The sequence below is a fragment of the Paenibacillus sp. FSL R7-0302 genome, from assembly GCF_038006885.1.
Taxonomy (GTDB): domain Bacteria; phylum Bacillota; class Bacilli; order Paenibacillales; family Paenibacillaceae; genus Paenibacillus_AQ.
This window is the reverse complement of the sequence record NZ_JBBOWB010000001.1, coordinates 1,812,269-1,829,345: the sequence shown is the minus strand read 5'-3', so window position 1 is coordinate 1,829,345 and position 17,077 is coordinate 1,812,269. Positions and strand designations below refer to the sequence as shown.

Sequence of the window (17,077 nt, the reverse complement as noted above, 5' to 3'; positions counted from 1 at the left end):
CGCCGCGCCGGAACCGGCAAAATTATTCTTGCGGTGCACAAGGAGACCCCATGAAGATTATCAGTATCTATGTCCTGTTAGCTGTTCTTACGCTTATGTTAATAGTCATCATTGATGTGATGTCCGGCATCAGCCTGCGTGCATCCATTCATTCGCTCTCGACCATCTTTGCTACAACCACCCTACAGGAAGCCATCTGTATCACAATCTTCCTGCTTCTCCCGTTCGTTCAGGTAGCCGTTCATGCCTCTAAGAAGCGTCACTCCCGCCGGAAACCGTCTTAATTCTTCTAACGGTACAATCCGAACTTGCGCCGGACAAGATGAATGAGCAACAGCAGGATGGGAATCACCGCACAGAATACCGGCAGAAGCGTCTGCAGAAAAGTCTTCCCGTCATTCATATGCTCCGGATAATTCTGCGCGCTGACAAAAGAGCTGAACAGCATAATCACGCCTGCCGGAATAACCAGCCTGCTTGTATCGTTTACCTTGAACAGATCGTTGGCAATCGCAACAGCAGCATAACAGTAGACGGTCAGCTTAAAGAACGCCCCGATAATCAGTGTAAGCATAACCAGGGCATCCAGCCGTTGAATGAAATTGGCCATATTCACAAGGGTAATGGTCGTAAACATGGGAAAGGCGGTACGGCTGTACAGGTTCTCGCCAAGCACAGACATTTCGATTGCATGTGTGAAGCTGAGCAGACAGGCGCTGACAATGATGGCTGCGATTCCGGTTTTCTTAATTTTCCGGGATTTGTTGAAGTGGGGCAGAATGGTAGTGAAGCACATCATTTCGCCGAACGGAAAGATCAGGATGTTGGGATAGGCTGATTTCAAGGCTTGCTTGTAATCATTCATATGAAGCGGAAACAGATTCTTATACTCCACCAGCCCGGCTGAGATTACAGCAATAATACAAATGCACCCCATAATGATCACGATCCACAGGACAATCTCGGCAGTCCTCGCGAACACTTCTATCCCTTTGCTCAGGATATACATCACGGCAATAATCATGATTGAATTAATGATCAGAATCGGGGTTTTGTCATAGGAGGCCGAGATCAGCAGATCACCCGCTTCCCGCAGATTTCTTGAACCGTTATAGAGAAGCACCGGCAGGAACAGCAGACTTACCGGCCAGCCCAGCCATGGCCCGAGGATTGAACGCGTATACCCGCTTATGATCTGGTTCGGGAATTGGAGGCAGAGATGTGCGAACACCAGATACAGCAGAATACCCCCGGGAAGGGCAATCAGAATGGCGAGCCAGACTGCATGTCCGCTCTCCAGGCCAATAGGTACAAGCACGGCGGTTCCCAGCTCAAACAGAATGATCAATGCAAGCAGCTGGCTCGGGCCGATCACTTCTTTTTTCATAACATCAATCACCTGATTTCTGCGGTTAAGCCAATTATTTACCTTCGGGGATATAAGGTTTCAGACTCATGCCTGTACTGCGGATGTAAGCCTTGATCTTGAGGTCCAGCTTGCCCTCTGCGAAGATCCGGCCCCAGTCCCCGTCCAGCGCCGCCCATTCCTGCGGATTCGTCCGCTTCAGCTCATTGCCGAAATTGAAAATATCGCTCTCCAGCTCTTGTCCCTTATGAAAAGCCTGCATCACTTCAATCCTCGTCTTCTTCTCCAGCTCTTGCTCAAGCTTCATAATTTCTTCCCGCTTGCTGAGATCCACGAAGCTGTCCGTTTCATTGACGCTCCCCTCCTCGGCAATCGTCACATGAAAGACGGGAAGGCCGTCTTCCATCGTGGTCTTCACCTCTGTTCTGGAATAAATGATATTGACGGCAATGGACTCTTTCTTATCCTTCGAATCAATATCAAGCACGGTTTCTTCTATTTGGTTAAGCAGCCACTCGGTTCCTCTTGCTTCTGAGTCCTTCATCCAATAGAGCAGCTTTCCCTGCCTGAAGACCCCAAGTCCGCTCATTATCGTCTCCGTCAGGGTCTCCGACCCCTCCAGATTGCTTTTCTTCTTCCCTTCCTCAGCGTCTCCCTTAATCTTCACCGCATTGATTGTAAGATCCCCTTCTCCTGTAATGCCATGAATGACATCGAATACGCTAATGGGCCGGTTCTCTCCCCAGACGCTGGAGGTATTCTGCGCTTTTTTGACCAGCCCCAGAGCAGGCAAACTCTCTACAGGGGTCAGGAGCTTTAAGACAGCGGCGGCATCGCTGCCGCGGGCAACCAGTATTTCTGAATTGAGCCGCAGCTCATGGGACCGCTCGAAGATGTCGAAGATATCGTTAATCCCGTCCCGCGCCAGGGACTCTCCAAGTACAATAAGCTGGGTATGGGCAAAAAAAAGCTGGCGGGTCACATGCTTCGACGCCCGCCGCAGCGCGCCGAACATCGTTTTGTCGGTGGCCGATACCACCACTACAGCAGGCTTGCCGCTTCCGGGAGAGGTACTTGTAGATGTTGAAGACGGATTAACCAGCTGAAAGGTGACCCGGTATTCATCGGTCTCCGGAACGAGATCCATCCCGATGCCGCTTACGACGGCCAGCTCATTCAATTCCCGGCTGTTCCAGCAGCCGCTCAGCGGCAGGACCAGCACCGCTATGGCGATCAGGCGCAGCAGCCTCTTACCGTTCATCCCGTTTCCTCCCGGCGTCCCCTTTCCCTGCAGGAGAGGCTGAAGAGCGGCTGCTGTTGTTCACCAGCCGCTTTCTGAGCTTTGTGAAGCTCTGGGGGGAGCGGATGAAGGTATCCTTCAGATTCCCCGGAACAAAGGGGCCTATAGGAGTCATGTACGGAACACCAAGCGAGCGCAGGCTGCACAGATGGGCAATCAGCATAATAGTGAATATGGCGATGCCATACAGCCCCATAAATGCGGCGATGCCCATGATCACAAACCGCAGCATGCGGATGGAGAGCGCCATGTTGAAGGCAGGCGTAGCAAAGCTGGATATTCCTGTGAGCGAGACCACGATGACCATCGCCGGCGAGACGATCCCTGCCTGAACCGCTGCTGTCCCCAGCACCAGACCGCCGATGATGGATACGGTCTGGCCGATCGGCGAAGGCATACGTACCCCTGCTTCCCGGATAATCTCGAAGGTAACCTCCATCAGGACCGCTTCTACAAAGGCAGGGAACGGCACCCCCTCCCGCTGTGACGCCAGATTGATCAGCAGCGGGGTCGGAATCATCTCCTGATGGAAGTTCAGCGCAGCGACGAAGATCGCCGGACCATACATCGAAATGACCAGGCATACAAAGCGGAGCATCCGGATCAGCGAGGAGATATCATACCGCTGATAATAATCCTCGACCGTATGAAAGAACATGAAGAAGGTAGTTGGGGCAATCAGCACAAACGGAGTACCGTCCACGAAGATGGCAATCCGTCCATCGAGCAGATTGCCTGCCACACTATCCGGGCGCTCTGTATTGAAAATCGTGGGGAACGGGGAATATTTATTGTCCTCCACGATCTGCTCAATATATCCCGACTCCAGAATCATATCGACCTTAATCTCCCTAAGCTTATCCTTAAAGGCCTGAATCGTCTCTTCGTCGGCAATGCCGCGGATATACATAATCGTGATGTCGGTGTGGGTTACATCGCCCAGCTTCATCGTTTCGGTCCAGAGGTCCGGGTTCTTGATGATTTTGCGGACCAGGGCAATATTCGTGCTGATGGTCTCGGTGAAGCTTTCTTTGGAGCCGCGGATGGCGACCTGGGTGCCCGCCTCAGTAACCGCGCGGGACTCCCCGCCGCAGGTGCTTCCACTGATGCCTCCCCCCACTCCGTTCACCAGAATAACCGTATCGCCCGAGAGCAACGCCTCCAGCAGTCCGTTAATATCTGTAACCAGCTTCTCCTTGCCGATACTAAGGGCATTCTCTTTAATATAGCTGTAGACTTCCTCCGGGGTTACCGCAAGCCGCGCACGGTCATTCAGAGCTTGAAAGGACATCACATGCGAGATGTAGTCATCGACCATCACTCTGTCGGTAATGCCGGCGATATATATTGCAGCCACACGGGCTGTTCTATTAATTAATTCATAGGTGCGTATAACCAGATCGGGACTGTTCCCGAGCCTTGCTTGAATGGTACTGATGTTGTCTTCCAGCTTAGGGGAGACCGGCGAATTTATATTCTCCATATCCGCACCTCCTGGCTCTTACTATTCGCCTGCTATCCTTTTTTTATACAGCATATGGAATGTGTAAAAGCTGAAACAAGCTGCCCCCGGTACGGAATAATCCGTGTAAGGGACAGCTTGTGCAGATAGAGCTTATGGTATAGCGCCGGTACACTGGCTGGTATCTCAGAGCGGGGGGGAGATGTTAATGATTATCTACTACGCCAAGCGCCTTGTTCTTCTCCTTGAACCGGTCATTATGGGAGGAGACGTAGGCCACCTTCTCAGCGGTAGGGTCCATGTACAGCTTCGCGCTGTTCAGGGCAAGCACCGCGTCGGTGAATGTTCCGGCAATGAGCCGTACCTTGCTCTCATGATCCACGAAATCTCCGGCAGCGAAGATACCCGGCAGATTGGTCTCCAGCTTCCCGCTGACGTTCGCACACCATTCTCCCATATCCAGCCCCCAGTCCTTGAGCGGGCCGAAGTCGCTTCTCAGCCCGTGGTTGACAATGACGGCATCGACCTCAAGCTGCTCATGCTCCCCGGTCTGTATATGGCAGACGGTCACCTGATCGATCAGCTCTCCGTCGCTGCTGTGCAGCTGGCTTACCGCACAAGGCACACGCACATCCACCGAGGAGGCCTTCATCCGGGCAATATTCTTCTCATGCCCGCCGAACTGCTCCCGGCGGTGCACCACGGTTACGCTGGCGGCAATCCCCTCCAGCTCATTCGCCCAGTCCACTGCGGAATCGCCGCCGCCCGAGATCAGCACCCGTTTGCCGCGGAAGGGCTCCAGCTCCTGTACCGTGTAGTGCAGGTTCGTCACCTCATAGCGGTCCGCGCCTTCAATCTCCAGCTTCGCCATCTGCAGAATGCCGTATCCGATGGTAAGTATGACCGTACGGGTCCAGTGCTGCTCGCCTGTGGCTGAGGTCAGGATATACGTTCCGTCCTCCTGGCGGGCCTGGTGAACAATCTGCTGTCCGAATACAAGGGTAGGATCGAAGGTGCGCGCCTGCTCTGCCAGCTGATCAATTAACTGGCGGCAGAGAATAGGTGTTACTCCTCCGACATCCCAGATCATCTTCTCAGGATAGATCAGCATTCTGCCGCCCAGCTCATCCTTCGCTTCAATCAGCTTAGTCTTCAGATCCCTCATTCCGCTATAGAACGCTGTATACATGCCTGCGGGGCCGCCGCCAATAATCGTCACATCGTATAATTCCATTGATTCGTTCATTGATATCCCTCCAAGGTCTGGTTGTATTTAAGATTTGGTACGGGCCAGAAGATACAGAAAGTATGGAGCACCGATGACAGCTACCACAATACCGGTAGGAATCTCGGACGGCTGCAGAATCCGCCGTCCGATCGTATCCGCCGCAATGACAAGCAGCGCGCCGATCAGCGCGGAGGCGGGCAGCATCAGCTGATGCTTCGGTCCAACCAGCCGCCGCGCCAGATGCGGGCCGACCAGCCCGACGAAGCCGATGCCTCCGCTGACCGCTACGCTGGAAGCCGCAAGCCCGACCGCTGCTGCCAGCAGACGGAACTGCTCTCTGTTCACATTAGCACCGAGTCCTGTCGCTGTCTGCTCACCCAGATTAAGTACATTCATCACCCGTGCCTTGTAGATGACATAAGGCAGGAGAATCACGATCCAGGGCAGCAGGGATAAGACAAACTTCCAGCTGGTGCCCCAGATGCTGCCAGCCAGCCAGGTGGCAACGAACTGATACTTGTCCGGGTCGAGGCGAAGCGTCAGCACGATCATCGCCGCGCTCATGCCTGCCGCCACTGCGACCCCGGTAAGCAGCAGCCGGATCGGCGAAATGCCCTGATGCCGCTTGTAGGCGAGGCTATAGATCAGAGCAGCAGTACAGGCCGCCCCGGCAAAGGCCACCACAGGCAACAGATAGACCGGTGCCGCCGAGGTCGTCGGATAGAAAGAGATCAGCAGCATAACCATCAGTCCGGCCCCGGCATTAATGCCGAGAATTCCCGGATCGGCCAGATCATTGCGGAAGACCCCCTGCATCACTGCGCCGGATACGGCAAGTGCGGTACCAATTAACAGAGAAATGACAATCCGCGGCAGGCGGAACTGGAACAGAATCAGCTCCTGCTTCTCCGTCCCCTTGCCGACCAGCGTATCCAGCAGCTCAAGCGGTGTAAGTCTTATGTATCCTGTATTCACACTTATAATGAACATCATCACAATCAGAACGGCCAGCACGCCGATCACCCTCAGGCCATACTTACGCCTTGCATCTTCTGAAGAAATTATCTTATGGCTCTGCATCTTTACAGCTCCCTTCTTTCTTTTCGGGCCAGATACAGGAAGAACGGTACCCCAATCAAGGCTATAATCGCACCCACCGGCGTTTCATGCGGCGGATTGATCATCCGGGCAGTCAGATCGCCCCCGACCACCAGCAGCGCACCCAGCACCGCAGAGCAGGGAATAATCCAGCGGTAATCCACACCCACCAGATAGCGCGTCAGATGGGGGATGATCAGGCCGACGAACCCGACAGCTCCCACTACAGCTACCGAGGCTCCGGCCAGAATCAGGACAATTAGCGTACCGGCCAATTTCACCAATCCTGTGCGCTGCCCAAGCCCCTTGGCAATATCCTCACCCAGGCTGAGCATCGTAATCGAACGGGACAGCACGATGGCTCCCAGGATAGCCGCTATCACCCATGGGGACATGATCTGCAGCTGGAACCATTTCGTTCCTGCCAGACCACCGGCATACCAGAAGGCAAGATCTTGTCCGATGCGGAAATAAAGGGCGATGCCTTCGCTTAGCGCAGAGAGCAGCGCACTGAGGGCAGCACCTGCCAATACGAGCCTGGCCGGGGTTAGTCCGCCCTTCGCCAGCGAGCCTACACCGTAGACAATTCCCGCTCCGGCTCCGGCGCCAACGAAGGAATAGAGTATGAGATACATGAACGGCAATCCCGGAAAAAATGCAAAGCAGACAGCCAGCGCAAAGCCTGCTCCAGAGTTAATGCCCATCAGTCCCGAATCCGCCAGCGGATTACGGGTCATCCCTTGCATAATAGCCCCTGCCACAGCGAGGCCGGCTCCCACCATTACGCCGCCCAGCACACGCGGCAGCCTAAGCTCGCGGATGATCTGATGCTCGGTAATATCGGGATTGAAATGAAAGACTGCGGTCCATACGACGGACAGCTTAATATCTGCAGCCCCGAACGATACGGAAATAGCGATACCCAGCGCCAGCGCAATCAAACCGCCAATAAGAATTAATGTTGCCGCCCAGGGACGGGACCGCAGCTTCAGCGGCTTGGCCTTCTCATCCAGCCCGCTCCCGGACACTGCCTGTTGATTCATGAATGTCACCTGTTTCTTTGAAATTGATTCTCATTATCATTATCAATATTGTAAAGGAACAGGTCAAGGTTTGGCAATGGACAAAATAAAAACAAGTAGAAACGGCTTTGCCGTCCTTTAAAAGGATGGCAAAGCCGTTTCAGCGAGAAGGCGGATCGTACCGTATCGCGGCCTTTAAACAACCAAATGGTGCCGCTAGCCCTAGCCCCATAGCCGCATAGCCGCATAGCCGCAACCAAATAATGAGTCTAATCCGACAGTGCCCGCATAATATTGGATTTCGCCTCTGCCGCAATCGCTTCATTCCCGTCATCGACCGCTTGCATTAAGATCAGCATGGGGATGTATACCGCGATCAGCCTCGCCAGCAGCATCGTGTCCTCTTCCGCTCCTCCGTACGTTTCGAAAAACACGCCGCGGGCGTAAGGTGGTAAAAAGCTATAAGCAACGCTCAAATCGCAAGCCGGATGGCCTACGCTCAGATCGCCCCAATCAATGATGCCGGAAACGATCCCGTTCTCATTCACAAGCATATTTTTGAAATGAAGATCGCCATGCAGCAGTACATTCACCGCCTCGACACGGTCCTTTTGCAGACTGTTAATATACGCTTCGATCACACCGGACTCCTCCGGCGACAAGTGTTCAGCCAGCTTCGATAGAAAGCCATCCATCTTCACTTTGCGCGATGCTATGTCCGTCAAGCTTCGATGATCCTGCTGAACTCCGCACTCCAGCGCCGTCTGCACTGGAAATTCATGCAATCTCCGCAAAAATCCCGCCAGCGTCTCTGCCGATAAAGCCCGGCGTTCTTCCGTCAGACCGATTGGGAAATCGCCTGGCACGTGGGCATAGCCAAGAAATGGTGCCGGGTATTCATCACTTGCTTCGCCATAAAACAGCGGTTTCGGATAGGGGATGGTCAAATAGGCCGCAAGCTTCGGCAGCAGCTTCCCTTCCATACGAATCGCGCCAACTGCAAACGTTCTTCTTGGAAACCGGAACACGTACTCGTCACCTATGAGAAAAACCGTATTGTCCCAGCCCCAGCCCAATCGCTTCACTTGCTTCGATGACAGCTGAGGGAATTGTCTGCCGATCAGCGTCCGCGCCTGCTCTTCGTTAACCTCCCACTCCGCATCCCATACATTCGTTCCATCCATGAATTGTCTGCCTCCCCGTTCCTTCGCTCAATCATGCATTCGATAAACCGAACCCACCTATGAGGTCGCCTCATTTTTATGCTTATCAACAACAAAGTTTAACATAGCCATATTTATAAAAACAGCCTATCCTCCCGGTTCCATCCTGTTAGAGATGTAGCTGGAGCATAGGCTGTCAGATTGGCGGTTAGTTGAGTTCTATACATTCTGAAGCGTGCCGCCGAATATTTTGCGGATGTACCCTTGCAGCTTGCCGATATGCGGCACGAAGAGGCTTTTGTCATACACATAATTGGATTGGGTTACCAGCTGTGAATAGAGCAGGAAGAGGATGGCCGCGAGCTCCCGGTCAATCTGCCGCTCATGCTCCATCAGAGCATACGTCTCATCCAGCGCCTCATAGAGCTGAAGCAGAGCCGCCTCATTAATGAGCTTACGGCGCAGCGGTACAAGAATATCTGTAGCAATAGCATCAATCCGCAGAATAACAGCCGCCAGTCTCTCGTTCACACTATTCTCCTCCTGCAGTGACTGAATGGTTAAGCGCTTGCTTATTACCATCCTATGTCTGCCGGACCCCTGGCATGCCTGGGCAGCGGAATCAGCTACCTCGTGTAATCCTCGTATTCGTCTCTCCTGTTCAGCTTGGAGTACATATATTCATCATTCTTCAGCTTATAGAGCTGGCCCATTGCACCAAAGATCAACACTAGAACTACAATCAGACCATAGGCATAGCTAAACTGGTTGAAATAGAAACACAATACAATGGCTGCAAAGGTCATAAGCAGCAGTGCAAGTGCGATCCGGCTCAGAATTTTCTTCATCAGGGTTCCTCCGCAAAAAGTTTTAGTCTAAATGTATCATAATCTGCGGACGAATCCTGTCGAAAGCTGGCAGCTAGACCATTTTCGAGAGTACCGTTCCCGCCAGCAGCTCACCGAGCGTCTTATCGAGCGGCAGCGGCTTATTGCCCAGGCAGGTGCGGAGCGCGGTCAGCAGCACACGGACATCATATTTGCTGGGATGGACCGGAATCACTTCTTTGTCCAGCGCCAGCAGATTATAGACGGCCATCATTGCGGAGCGGACCGAATACTCCACGGTGAACACGCAGTCGTCCGGCACTTCGGCGAACTGGCCGAGGAAGGCCAGATTCACACTGCCCTGCGGCACGACCTGCGGACGGTCACCAAGAACGCGCGGCATGAACTGCGCAGTGATATAAGGCATCATACAAGGGATGACGTTAGTGGTATGCTCCAGAATCCCGGGAATGCGGTCCGCAAGACCCATATGGTAGCACAGTTCCTCCAGCAGCTCGCGTCCGGTGCAGTCGCTCATTTTTTTCTTGATATAGTCGCCTTCGGCATCCGGGAACAGGCCATACGCCCACAGTACCTTCACATTGTCCGGCTGGTTGATGAAATGCGGCTGCTTCGGTGCGGTCCAGGACATCATCCAGCTGGAGTCTTTGATCGTGACCACGCCGCCCATGCCGGGAGCATCTCCCGTCAGCTCCAGCAGATAAGGGAATACAATCTCATCATCGGTAAAAGTCATTGTGAACGACAGCCATTTGGACTTGTCGATATCCCCGCAGAACACTTCAGGGCGGCCGAAATCCGGGGATTTGGCAGCAAGCTTCTCCCAGAGGCTCCAGCAACCGCGTTCAGTAACGGACCGGTTCAGCACCGCCGGGTGGTCCAGATCGCCAAGGGTAGAATTCTCTGTCATTGAGCCGTTCGTGACCATGACCAGATCCCCGCGTGTCACCGGAATCGTCTTCGGGGAACCATTAACCTGCACCTGAATCGCGGTTACAACCTTCTCATCGCCGCTCATACTAAGCTCCAGATCCGTAACCTCATGCCCTTTGTCAAAATGAACGCCCTCACGCTCCAGCCATTTCATCAGCGGCAGGATCAGCGAGTCGAACTGGTTGTATTCGGTGTGCAAAATTCCTTTCAGCTGGTTCATCCCGGAGATCAGGTGCATGAACCGCTCCATATAACGCTTCACCTCTACCACGCTATGCCAATTCTCAAAGGCGAACATGGAGCGCCAGAAATACCAGAAATTCGTCTCCAGGAAGCTCGGGTCAAAAAACTGCTCAATCGTCACCGCGCCCAGTCTCTCTTCGGTAGCCAGCGTAAGCTTACCTAATTGCAGCGCATGTGCGGTAGAGAGCCCAAGCGATGAGAAGTCGGCGGGGGTGCCTTGCTTTTCGACCAAACGGCAATGCGATTCAATCGGTTCAGCCAGGTTGAGCTCCCGGAATTCATCCAGCACCGTCCGGTCCGGATTGGTCAGGGAAGGGATGAAGCCGAACAGCTCCATGAAGCACTCGAAGTGCTCTTCAATCTCGCGTCCGCCCCGGGCGCTGTAGCCGTCCTTGGCATTGCCCGCCCCGTCCATGGAACCGCCGTATACAGCTGATTGCTCCAGAATATGAATATTCCGGCCGGGCATATGCCCGTCACGGATCAGGAAGGCCGCCGCCGACAGGGAGCCGATCCCTCCTCCGACGAGATAAGCCTTGCGTGAAGCGATGCCTTCCTGTACCTGCGGATGAATTCTTTGATATGTACCCATGTGTCCTCTTCCTTCCTTGTTCAGGGGATAAGTGCCTGCTAACTGCCTTCACTATAACCGCCGTGAACCAGGGATTCTATGGACAGCCGGACGCAACTGTCCAGGGATTACACATCCGCCCGATATTGTGTCATAACTTCACCGGATGAACTGCAGACTGATAATGCTCAAGCCCCCGGGCAATGCATCCGTCCATAATCCGTGATACCTTGTCCACCACTCCGGCCGGATCTGTATTCGCCCCGGCTCTGAGCCAGTGGATCACCTGTTCAAGGATGGCCAGCGTGTAGAAATCGGCTATATCGAGTCTGGCCTGCATTCTCACAGGCTCCGGAATCTGCTCCTGTCCCGGCCACGCCTGCCCGTCCAGCTCCTCCACTACGCTGATCATGACGCGGTAAATCACTCCGTACAGGAATTGCTCCAGATGCTCGCGTCCCAGCGAATGGAAGGTATTCAGACAGATCGTTTTGTTATTTACGGTGTAACGCAGGACGCTTAAGAATCCTTGCTTCCAGCCCGCCCAGCAGCAGTATTGGTCCAGTCCTTCAATCACTTCTGACTTGTAGATCCAGCCGAGCAGCTCATAGATATCCTGAAAATGATTATAAAACGTATGGCGGGTCACCCCGCAATCCGCTGTGAGCTGCTGGATCGTTATTTTGTTCAGGGGCTTGGTGAGCATAAGCTTCTTCAGAGACCGGGCTAACGCGTTCTTCGTTAAGAGTGAATTGGACATCTCTGCCTCCTGTGAGCGCTTGGATTTTATATTCCAATTATAACCAATTGAGAGTTTGTTTTCATCCCGCCTGCTCCGCAGCTCTTGTTACTCCCGCTCCCCCAGCCGGACTGCATAGGTCTTGTATCCCGCTTCGCTAATCTCAAGGCAGTTCAACTGCTCCCCGTACACGCAGCCGCCGTCGATGCCTATTTTGTCGCCCAGCGGACTGAACCAGACGCCTGCCCCGTCCTGCAGATCTACCGTAGAGGTATGGCCGAATACAACCGTCTTCTCCGTAGAAGTTACAGGATGATTGTAGAAAGGCTCCCGAATCCAGATAAAATCATACTCCCGCTGCATCCGCCAGTCGGCAAGGGAAGGATTAATGCCAGCATGAACGAACAGATGGGTCTCCGTCTCATAGTAGTAAGGCAACGAACCCAGGAAATCCAGATGCTCCTTATACTCCGTACGCATGAACCGCTTCATCTCCGTGTAATCCTTCCAGCCTGAATCCGGGTGCAGCAGCACCGAATCCCGCCCTCCGCAGTAGCTCAGAAGGGTGTGGAATCCCCCATTGGTTATCCAGTGGGTATCCCGCTTATCATCCTCTCCCGCCAGCGCATCGCAGGCCATCTGATCATGGTTGCCCCGCAGCACAATCACCCCTTCCGCTTCGGCAAGCCGCTTCACCTGTTCCACGACCGCCCTGCTGTCCGGCCCCCTGTCCACATAATCGCCCAGCAGGATTAATTGATCCCTGGAAGGGTTATACTCCGCCCGGCGGAGCAGCAGGTTGAACTCCTCTATACAACCGTGAATGTCACTGATCACTAATGTTCTGATGCCGCTCTCCTCCTTCTTCAGATGAAACTGTCTTGACCTGGAGTATTCATTATACTAACACAAAAAAGAGGTTCACCCGCCAAGCGTTCAGCTTAGCAGGGAAACCTCCTGGTTACATTCTATTCCATCCGCGCGGATGACGGATGCTGTACCGGCCGTTCCGCAGCACGGTCCCAGCGCCAGAGGGCGTCATTCCCCTCCAGATGCAAGCCGCCGTACCATTCATCGATACTTTGCAGGTATAACCGGTCGACTGCTCCGGCCAACACCTTCTCTCCCCATGCAGTCAGCGTAACGCTGCGGTTCAGGAATTCCGGTACTTCCCTGTAGTCTGTAGGCTCTGCCGCACCGTCAATCTCAAGCAGAGGCTTCGTCCCGGCCGTCAGTGTGCGCAGGATTTTCCAGTATTCCGTATCGCCCATGCCAAGCCGGTGCAGCTCATCCGTAACCTGACGGAACAGCTTAAGCGGCGTATCCATTCCGTTAGCTACAGCTTGGAGGGTGGTCTGTTCGACGATCCCGAGACCGTTCTCTACAGAAGGCAGACGGGAGAGGTGGGCCTTGAAGGCATCATAGGCAAAAGCAAGCGCGCCCGCAGCCAGCTCCTCCCGCTTCGCCGCAAGCAGGTCTGCGAGCTTCCGGGGATCGGCAGCGGCATAGGCCTCCCACAGCAGGCTTCCCAGCTGCAGCTCCTTGCGGCCGATATTCTGCCAGGTTCCCGGCAGGGTACTCAGCTGAGCTTCCGTCAGCTGTCCCAGACCATGGAACAGCTCAATCCCGGGGAATTCTCCGATGCAGAGCAGGCTCAGCTTCGTGTTGCCCAGCTTTTGCCCATTGAACCAGTGTAATAGATAGGCCAGCATACTCTGATCGAACAGATCATGCTCGAACCATAGCACCACCTCATCATACTGGCGGAATCCGCTAATCCTCCGCTCCTGCTCCGCACAGCCCGCCAGATATTCAGCCGCCGGAATGCCCATCGTGGCCTGTAGCACCTCCGCCCGCAGCAGCCGGTTCTGCTCTTCCGCCGGATCGATGAATACCGGTCCCGCCGAATAGATCTCTCTCCACACCAGCACCTCCCCCTGGACAATCCCCTGCTTCAGCTTGTCTCCCACCGTGTCACCATTCACAATATGCAGCATTCGCTGTCCTCCCTCATGTAACAAATGAAATGCAGCCGCCAGATCGACAACAGGCAATGCCCCCTTCAGCTTGCGTCTGCCGTCATACAGCCTTTTCTTCAGCGTAGCGACGGGAAGACCCAGATACACGGAAATCTCCTGAAGCGAGTACCCGTAGAAGTAGAACAGTTGCAGCGGTACCCGCAGCTTGGCAGACAATTCCGACACTGACCTGTGGAGCACCTGTGTCCATTCCCGGTATTCAACAATCTCCGCTGCGCCGGGAGAAGAGCCTGCGACATGCACCGCTGCCTCCAGAGGCAGCAGGGCTTGACGCTTACGCCGCAGCAGCCGGTGACACTGCCTGACCACAATGGTTTTGAACCATCCCGGAAACGCCGCAGGCTCCTGCAGGCTGGCAAGGTTCATATACGCCTCCAGCAAGGCTTCCTGTACCGCGTCTTCCGCAAGCTGCACATCTCCCAGCCTGTCGTAGGCCACTACGTAAGCCATCCCACGGACATGCCCGCTAAGCTGCCGGAAGGCTTCGGCATCGCCCTTCTGCGCCTTTTCAATCCAATGCAGCATACGTCTGCAAACCTCATTTCTGTATTTTTATAGTGTTCTAATGATAAGTGCCGGTCCGGGATGAAAAGGTTACAAAGAGGGTCCAGAATGTATTGACCAGTGTTAGATTTATATTTTGGAAAATTAAATTTGTAATGATTATATTTATTTAAATTAATTTCGAATGATATGTGTTACTATTATTTCATTTAGCCCAGCTCGGAGGCCAAGTCTGTTACCCTGGAGGATCTAGTGATACCCAAGGCCTATGTCAGCGAAGACAATACACTTTCGGGAGGCTTAATATTGAATCATAAACCGGGCAAGCTTGTACTCTCCACACTAATGATAGCAACTGCACTATATTCTTCGACCGGAACAGCTACTGGCGCTGCCGCTCCTTCATTAACTGGAATCACTGGCCACTGGGCACAGAACGAAGTTACCGATTGGGTTGACAAAGGGTTCATTCAGGGATATGCCGACGGCAGCTTCAAACCGGACAATAGTCTGAAGAGAACAGAGTTCATAGCGCTCATCAACCGCGCCTTCGGATTCACTGAAACGGCACCTGTCTCCTTCCCGGACCTCTCTTCAAGCAGCTGGGCCTACACTGAGGTTGCCAAAGCCGTGAAAGCCGGATATATCAACGGATATTCAGATGGTACAATCGGTAGCGGCAAGACCATCAGCAGACAGGAGGCCGCTGTGATCATCAACCGGTTATTGAAGCTGGATGCCGCGCAGACCCGCACTCTTTTCAGCGATTCCAAGGATATTGCCGCCTGGGCACTGGATTCTGTCAATGCCGTGGCTGCGGCAGGAGTCATGAAGGGTTACTCCGAAGATAACAGCTTCAGACCCGGCAGAGATATTACCCGTGCGGAAGCCGTAGTGTCCTTAACGCGCACCAAAGTTATTGAGGCGGCTCCGGCTAATACTCCAGTAAATGGTGGAGGCACATCCTCAGCAACCGCCTCGCCGACAGCTAGTCCAACCTTTACACCCACTGCTACACCTACGCCGGTTCGGAGCACCTATGTCCCTTCCGATTCAACGGCTGCGCCTACAGCTACACCAACACCGGCACCTACACCCACTCCTGCAACTACGCCGATCCCCACAGTTAGCTCTACACCAACACCCACTCCTACTCCTGATCCGGGTGATACGTCAGCCCCTCTACTTACCAGTGTGACCCTTGGAGCGGTTACTGTAGGAGATAACGTGTACGGGACAAGCAACGAAGCGGGTTATTTGTACCTGGTTCCTTCCACAATGGTCGGAACTACAACGGGGCTGGAGGATTCTATTCATGCTGCTCTGGGTAAAAAGCTGGCGGTAACCGCCTCCGTCTATTCCCCGCTGAATACGCAGAGTCTGCCTGCCGGTCATTATGTTGTGTATGCTGTAGATGCCTCCGGCAATATCTCGGCCCCTTCCAGCACGATTGAGGTTAGAGCGATTGAACTGACTATAGGGCTTCCTGCCTCCTTGACAGAGTCCAAAACCTATGACGGCACTGCTTCAGCAGCTGTAACTGGGGGCTCCCTGACCGGTGTATTGGCCGGAGACACAGTTAATGTTCATGCCTCTGCTGCCTACAACAGTGCAGAGCTTGGGGTTCACAAGACGATAACCGTTACCTATACAATAAGCGGAGCCCAGGCAGCCAGCTATATCGCACCTGCTCCCTATATCGTGAATACGGGCAGCATCGCACTCCATCCGTTAACCATCGAAGCTCCGAATTTGACCTTGGCGAAGTTCAAGGACGGAACCACGGCAGCAGCGGTGATTCCCGGACAGCTTATGGGGGTAGTTCCCGGAGAAGATGTCACTGTGAGCGCCGTTGCCAACTATGACACATCAGCCGTTGGGACGAACAAGACCATAACTGTAGTCTATACGCTTAGCGGAGCAGATGCGGGCAATTATATTGCACCTGCGAGCTACATTGTCACCAACGGGGAGATTGACCGGGATCAGATCACACGCTCCAGAGTCTATGACGGAACGACTGCGGCAGCGGTAATCGTTGGTGCGGTAAACGGTATCATCGACGGGGATGATGTGACTGTACATGCCGCCGGGACCTATGACACTCCTAATGTCGGTGTGGACAAAATCATCACCATCTCCTACACCTTAACAGGAGCAGATGCAGGTAACTATTTCCCACCTGTTAGCTATTCCATTAATACAGGTATTATCACAGCCTTACAGTTGGACATTACAGCACCCGTTCTCACAGAGTCTAAGCTCTATGACGGGAATACATCGGCCCAGATCACTCCAGGTACCCTGATCGGAGTTATTCCGGGGGATGATGTTACCGTCAGTGCAACCGCAACCTACAGCGATGCCGCTGCGGGCAGCGGCAAACTTATCACCGTGGTCTACACCTTATCCGGCGACGATGCAGGTAACTATGCGGCACCGGGGAATTATATGATTTCCACAGGTGTGATTGTAGCGCCTTAAGAAGAGATTTGTGAACATATGGCAAAAGATAAAAGCGTCCCGCGAGCCGTGAACCGGCTGGTTGGGGCGCTTTTGTT

The 17,077-nt window shown here is 53.8% G+C and carries 15 protein-coding genes; 2 read left to right on the top strand and 13 right to left on the bottom strand.

Going from position 1 to position 17,077, the window contains the following annotated elements; all coding sequences use genetic code 11:
* Positions 1-50: 50 nt before the first annotated feature.
* Positions 51-284 carry a hypothetical protein gene (locus MKY96_RS07720; protein WP_340939575.1) on the top strand — a complete coding sequence of 78 codons (234 nt, stop codon included), beginning with the start codon at positions 51-53 and terminating at the stop codon, positions 282-284.
* 5 nt (positions 285-289) lie between these two features.
* Here MKY96_RS07720 and MKY96_RS07715 read toward each other — a convergent pair whose 3' ends face one another.
* The 13 genes from MKY96_RS07715 to MKY96_RS07655 all read right to left on the bottom strand — a co-directional run bounded on the left by MKY96_RS07715 (position 290) and on the right by MKY96_RS07655 (position 14,537).
* Complete coding sequence (locus MKY96_RS07715) at positions 290-1,387, bottom strand: GerAB/ArcD/ProY family transporter (RefSeq protein ID WP_340939573.1); 1,098 nt, start codon at positions 1,385-1,387, stop codon at positions 290-292.
* A 34-nt stretch (positions 1,388-1,421) separates the two neighbouring features.
* Positions 1,422-2,627, bottom strand: a complete 1,206-nt coding sequence (locus MKY96_RS07710; protein ID WP_340939571.1) for a Ger(x)C family spore germination protein — start codon at positions 2,625-2,627, stop codon at positions 1,422-1,424.
* Entirely contained in the window at positions 2,617-4,149 is a 1,533-nt protein-coding gene (locus MKY96_RS07705) for a spore germination protein (protein ID WP_340939569.1), read from the bottom strand. Before MKY96_RS07705 ends, MKY96_RS07710 begins: the two co-directional genes overlap by 11 nt.
* 184 nt (positions 4,150-4,333) lie before the next feature.
* A complete protein-coding gene (locus MKY96_RS07700; protein WP_340939567.1) occupies positions 4,334-5,374 on the bottom strand; it encodes an NAD(P)/FAD-dependent oxidoreductase in 1,041 nt (346 codons plus the stop codon).
* 27 nt (positions 5,375-5,401) lie between these two features.
* Positions 5,402-6,436, bottom strand: a complete 1,035-nt coding sequence (locus tag MKY96_RS07695; protein ID WP_340939566.1) for a FecCD family ABC transporter permease — start codon at positions 6,434-6,436, stop codon at positions 5,402-5,404.
* Between the two features lie 2 nt (positions 6,437-6,438).
* The gene (locus MKY96_RS07690) at positions 6,439-7,497 is read right to left on the bottom strand and encodes a FecCD family ABC transporter permease (RefSeq protein ID WP_340939565.1); all 1,059 of its coding nucleotides are present in this window, start codon (positions 7,495-7,497) and stop codon (positions 6,439-6,441) included.
* A gap of 248 nt (positions 7,498-7,745) precedes the next feature.
* Positions 7,746-8,660 carry a phosphotransferase gene (locus MKY96_RS07685; protein ID WP_340939564.1) on the bottom strand — a complete coding sequence of 305 codons (915 nt, stop codon included), beginning with the start codon at positions 8,658-8,660 and terminating at the stop codon, positions 7,746-7,748.
* Positions 8,661-8,858: 198 nt separating this feature from the next.
* Positions 8,859-9,170, bottom strand: coding sequence for a hypothetical protein (locus MKY96_RS07680; RefSeq protein ID WP_340939563.1), 312 nt, complete (start codon positions 9,168-9,170; stop codon positions 8,859-8,861).
* A 95-nt stretch (positions 9,171-9,265) separates the two neighbouring features.
* Positions 9,266-9,487 (bottom strand): hypothetical protein, encoded by a 222-nt coding sequence (locus MKY96_RS07675; RefSeq protein ID WP_340939561.1) that lies wholly within the window; start codon positions 9,485-9,487, stop codon positions 9,266-9,268.
* A 73-nt stretch (positions 9,488-9,560) separates the two neighbouring features.
* Positions 9,561-11,255, bottom strand: a complete 1,695-nt coding sequence (locus MKY96_RS07670; protein WP_340939560.1) for an oleate hydratase — start codon at positions 11,253-11,255, stop codon at positions 9,561-9,563.
* A gap of 130 nt (positions 11,256-11,385) precedes the next feature.
* On the bottom strand, positions 11,386-11,994 hold the full coding sequence (locus MKY96_RS07665; protein WP_076084289.1) for a TetR/AcrR family transcriptional regulator C-terminal domain-containing protein: 609 nt from the start codon (positions 11,992-11,994) through the stop codon (positions 11,386-11,388).
* Positions 11,995-12,081: 87 nt separating this feature from the next.
* A complete protein-coding gene (locus MKY96_RS07660) occupies positions 12,082-12,810 on the bottom strand; it encodes a metallophosphoesterase family protein (RefSeq protein WP_340939559.1) in 729 nt (242 codons plus the stop codon).
* Positions 12,811-12,941: 131 nt separating this feature from the next.
* A complete protein-coding gene (locus MKY96_RS07655; protein ID WP_340939557.1) occupies positions 12,942-14,537 on the bottom strand; it encodes a sigma-70 family RNA polymerase sigma factor in 1,596 nt (531 codons plus the stop codon).
* 285 nt (positions 14,538-14,822) lie between these two features.
* Between MKY96_RS07655 and MKY96_RS07650 the strand changes: the two genes are divergently transcribed.
* Positions 14,823-17,000 carry a YDG domain-containing protein gene (locus tag MKY96_RS07650; RefSeq protein WP_340939555.1) on the top strand — a complete coding sequence of 726 codons (2,178 nt, stop codon included), beginning with the start codon at positions 14,823-14,825 and terminating at the stop codon, positions 16,998-17,000.
* Positions 17,001-17,077 lie beyond the last annotated feature (77 nt).

Bases quoted from the DNA above. Each gene is read 5' to 3' on its own strand.
- MKY96_RS07685 (WP_340939564.1), bottom strand. From the start codon at position 8,660: ATGGATGGAACGAATGTATGGGATGCGGAGTGGGAGGTTAACGAAGAG.
- MKY96_RS07690 (WP_340939565.1), bottom strand. From the start codon at position 7,497: ATGAATCAACAGGCAGTGTCCGGGAGCGGGCTGGATGAGAAGGCCAAG.
- MKY96_RS07695 (WP_340939566.1), bottom strand. From the start codon at position 6,436: ATGCAGAGCCATAAGATAATTTCTTCAGAAGATGCAAGGCGTAAGTAT.
- MKY96_RS07665 (WP_076084289.1), bottom strand. From the start codon at position 11,994: ATGTCCAATTCACTCTTAACGAAGAACGCGTTAGCCCGGTCTCTGAAG.
- MKY96_RS07710 (WP_340939571.1), bottom strand. From the start codon at position 2,627: ATGAACGGTAAGAGGCTGCTGCGCCTGATCGCCATAGCGGTGCTGGTC.
- MKY96_RS07670 (WP_340939560.1), bottom strand. From the start codon at position 11,255: ATGGGTACATATCAAAGAATTCATCCGCAGGTACAGGAAGGCATCGCT.
- MKY96_RS07715 (WP_340939573.1), bottom strand. From the start codon at position 1,387: ATGAAAAAAGAAGTGATCGGCCCGAGCCAGCTGCTTGCATTGATCATT.
- MKY96_RS07700 (WP_340939567.1), bottom strand. From the start codon at position 5,374: ATGAACGAATCAATGGAATTATACGATGTGACGATTATTGGCGGCGGC.
- MKY96_RS07675 (WP_340939561.1), bottom strand. From the start codon at position 9,487: ATGAAGAAAATTCTGAGCCGGATCGCACTTGCACTGCTGCTTATGACC.
- MKY96_RS07655 (WP_340939557.1), bottom strand. From the start codon at position 14,537: ATGCTGCATTGGATTGAAAAGGCGCAGAAGGGCGATGCCGAAGCCTTC.
- MKY96_RS07720 (WP_340939575.1), top strand. From the start codon at position 51: ATGAAGATTATCAGTATCTATGTCCTGTTAGCTGTTCTTACGCTTATG.
- MKY96_RS07705 (WP_340939569.1), bottom strand. From the start codon at position 4,149: ATGGAGAATATAAATTCGCCGGTCTCCCCTAAGCTGGAAGACAACATC.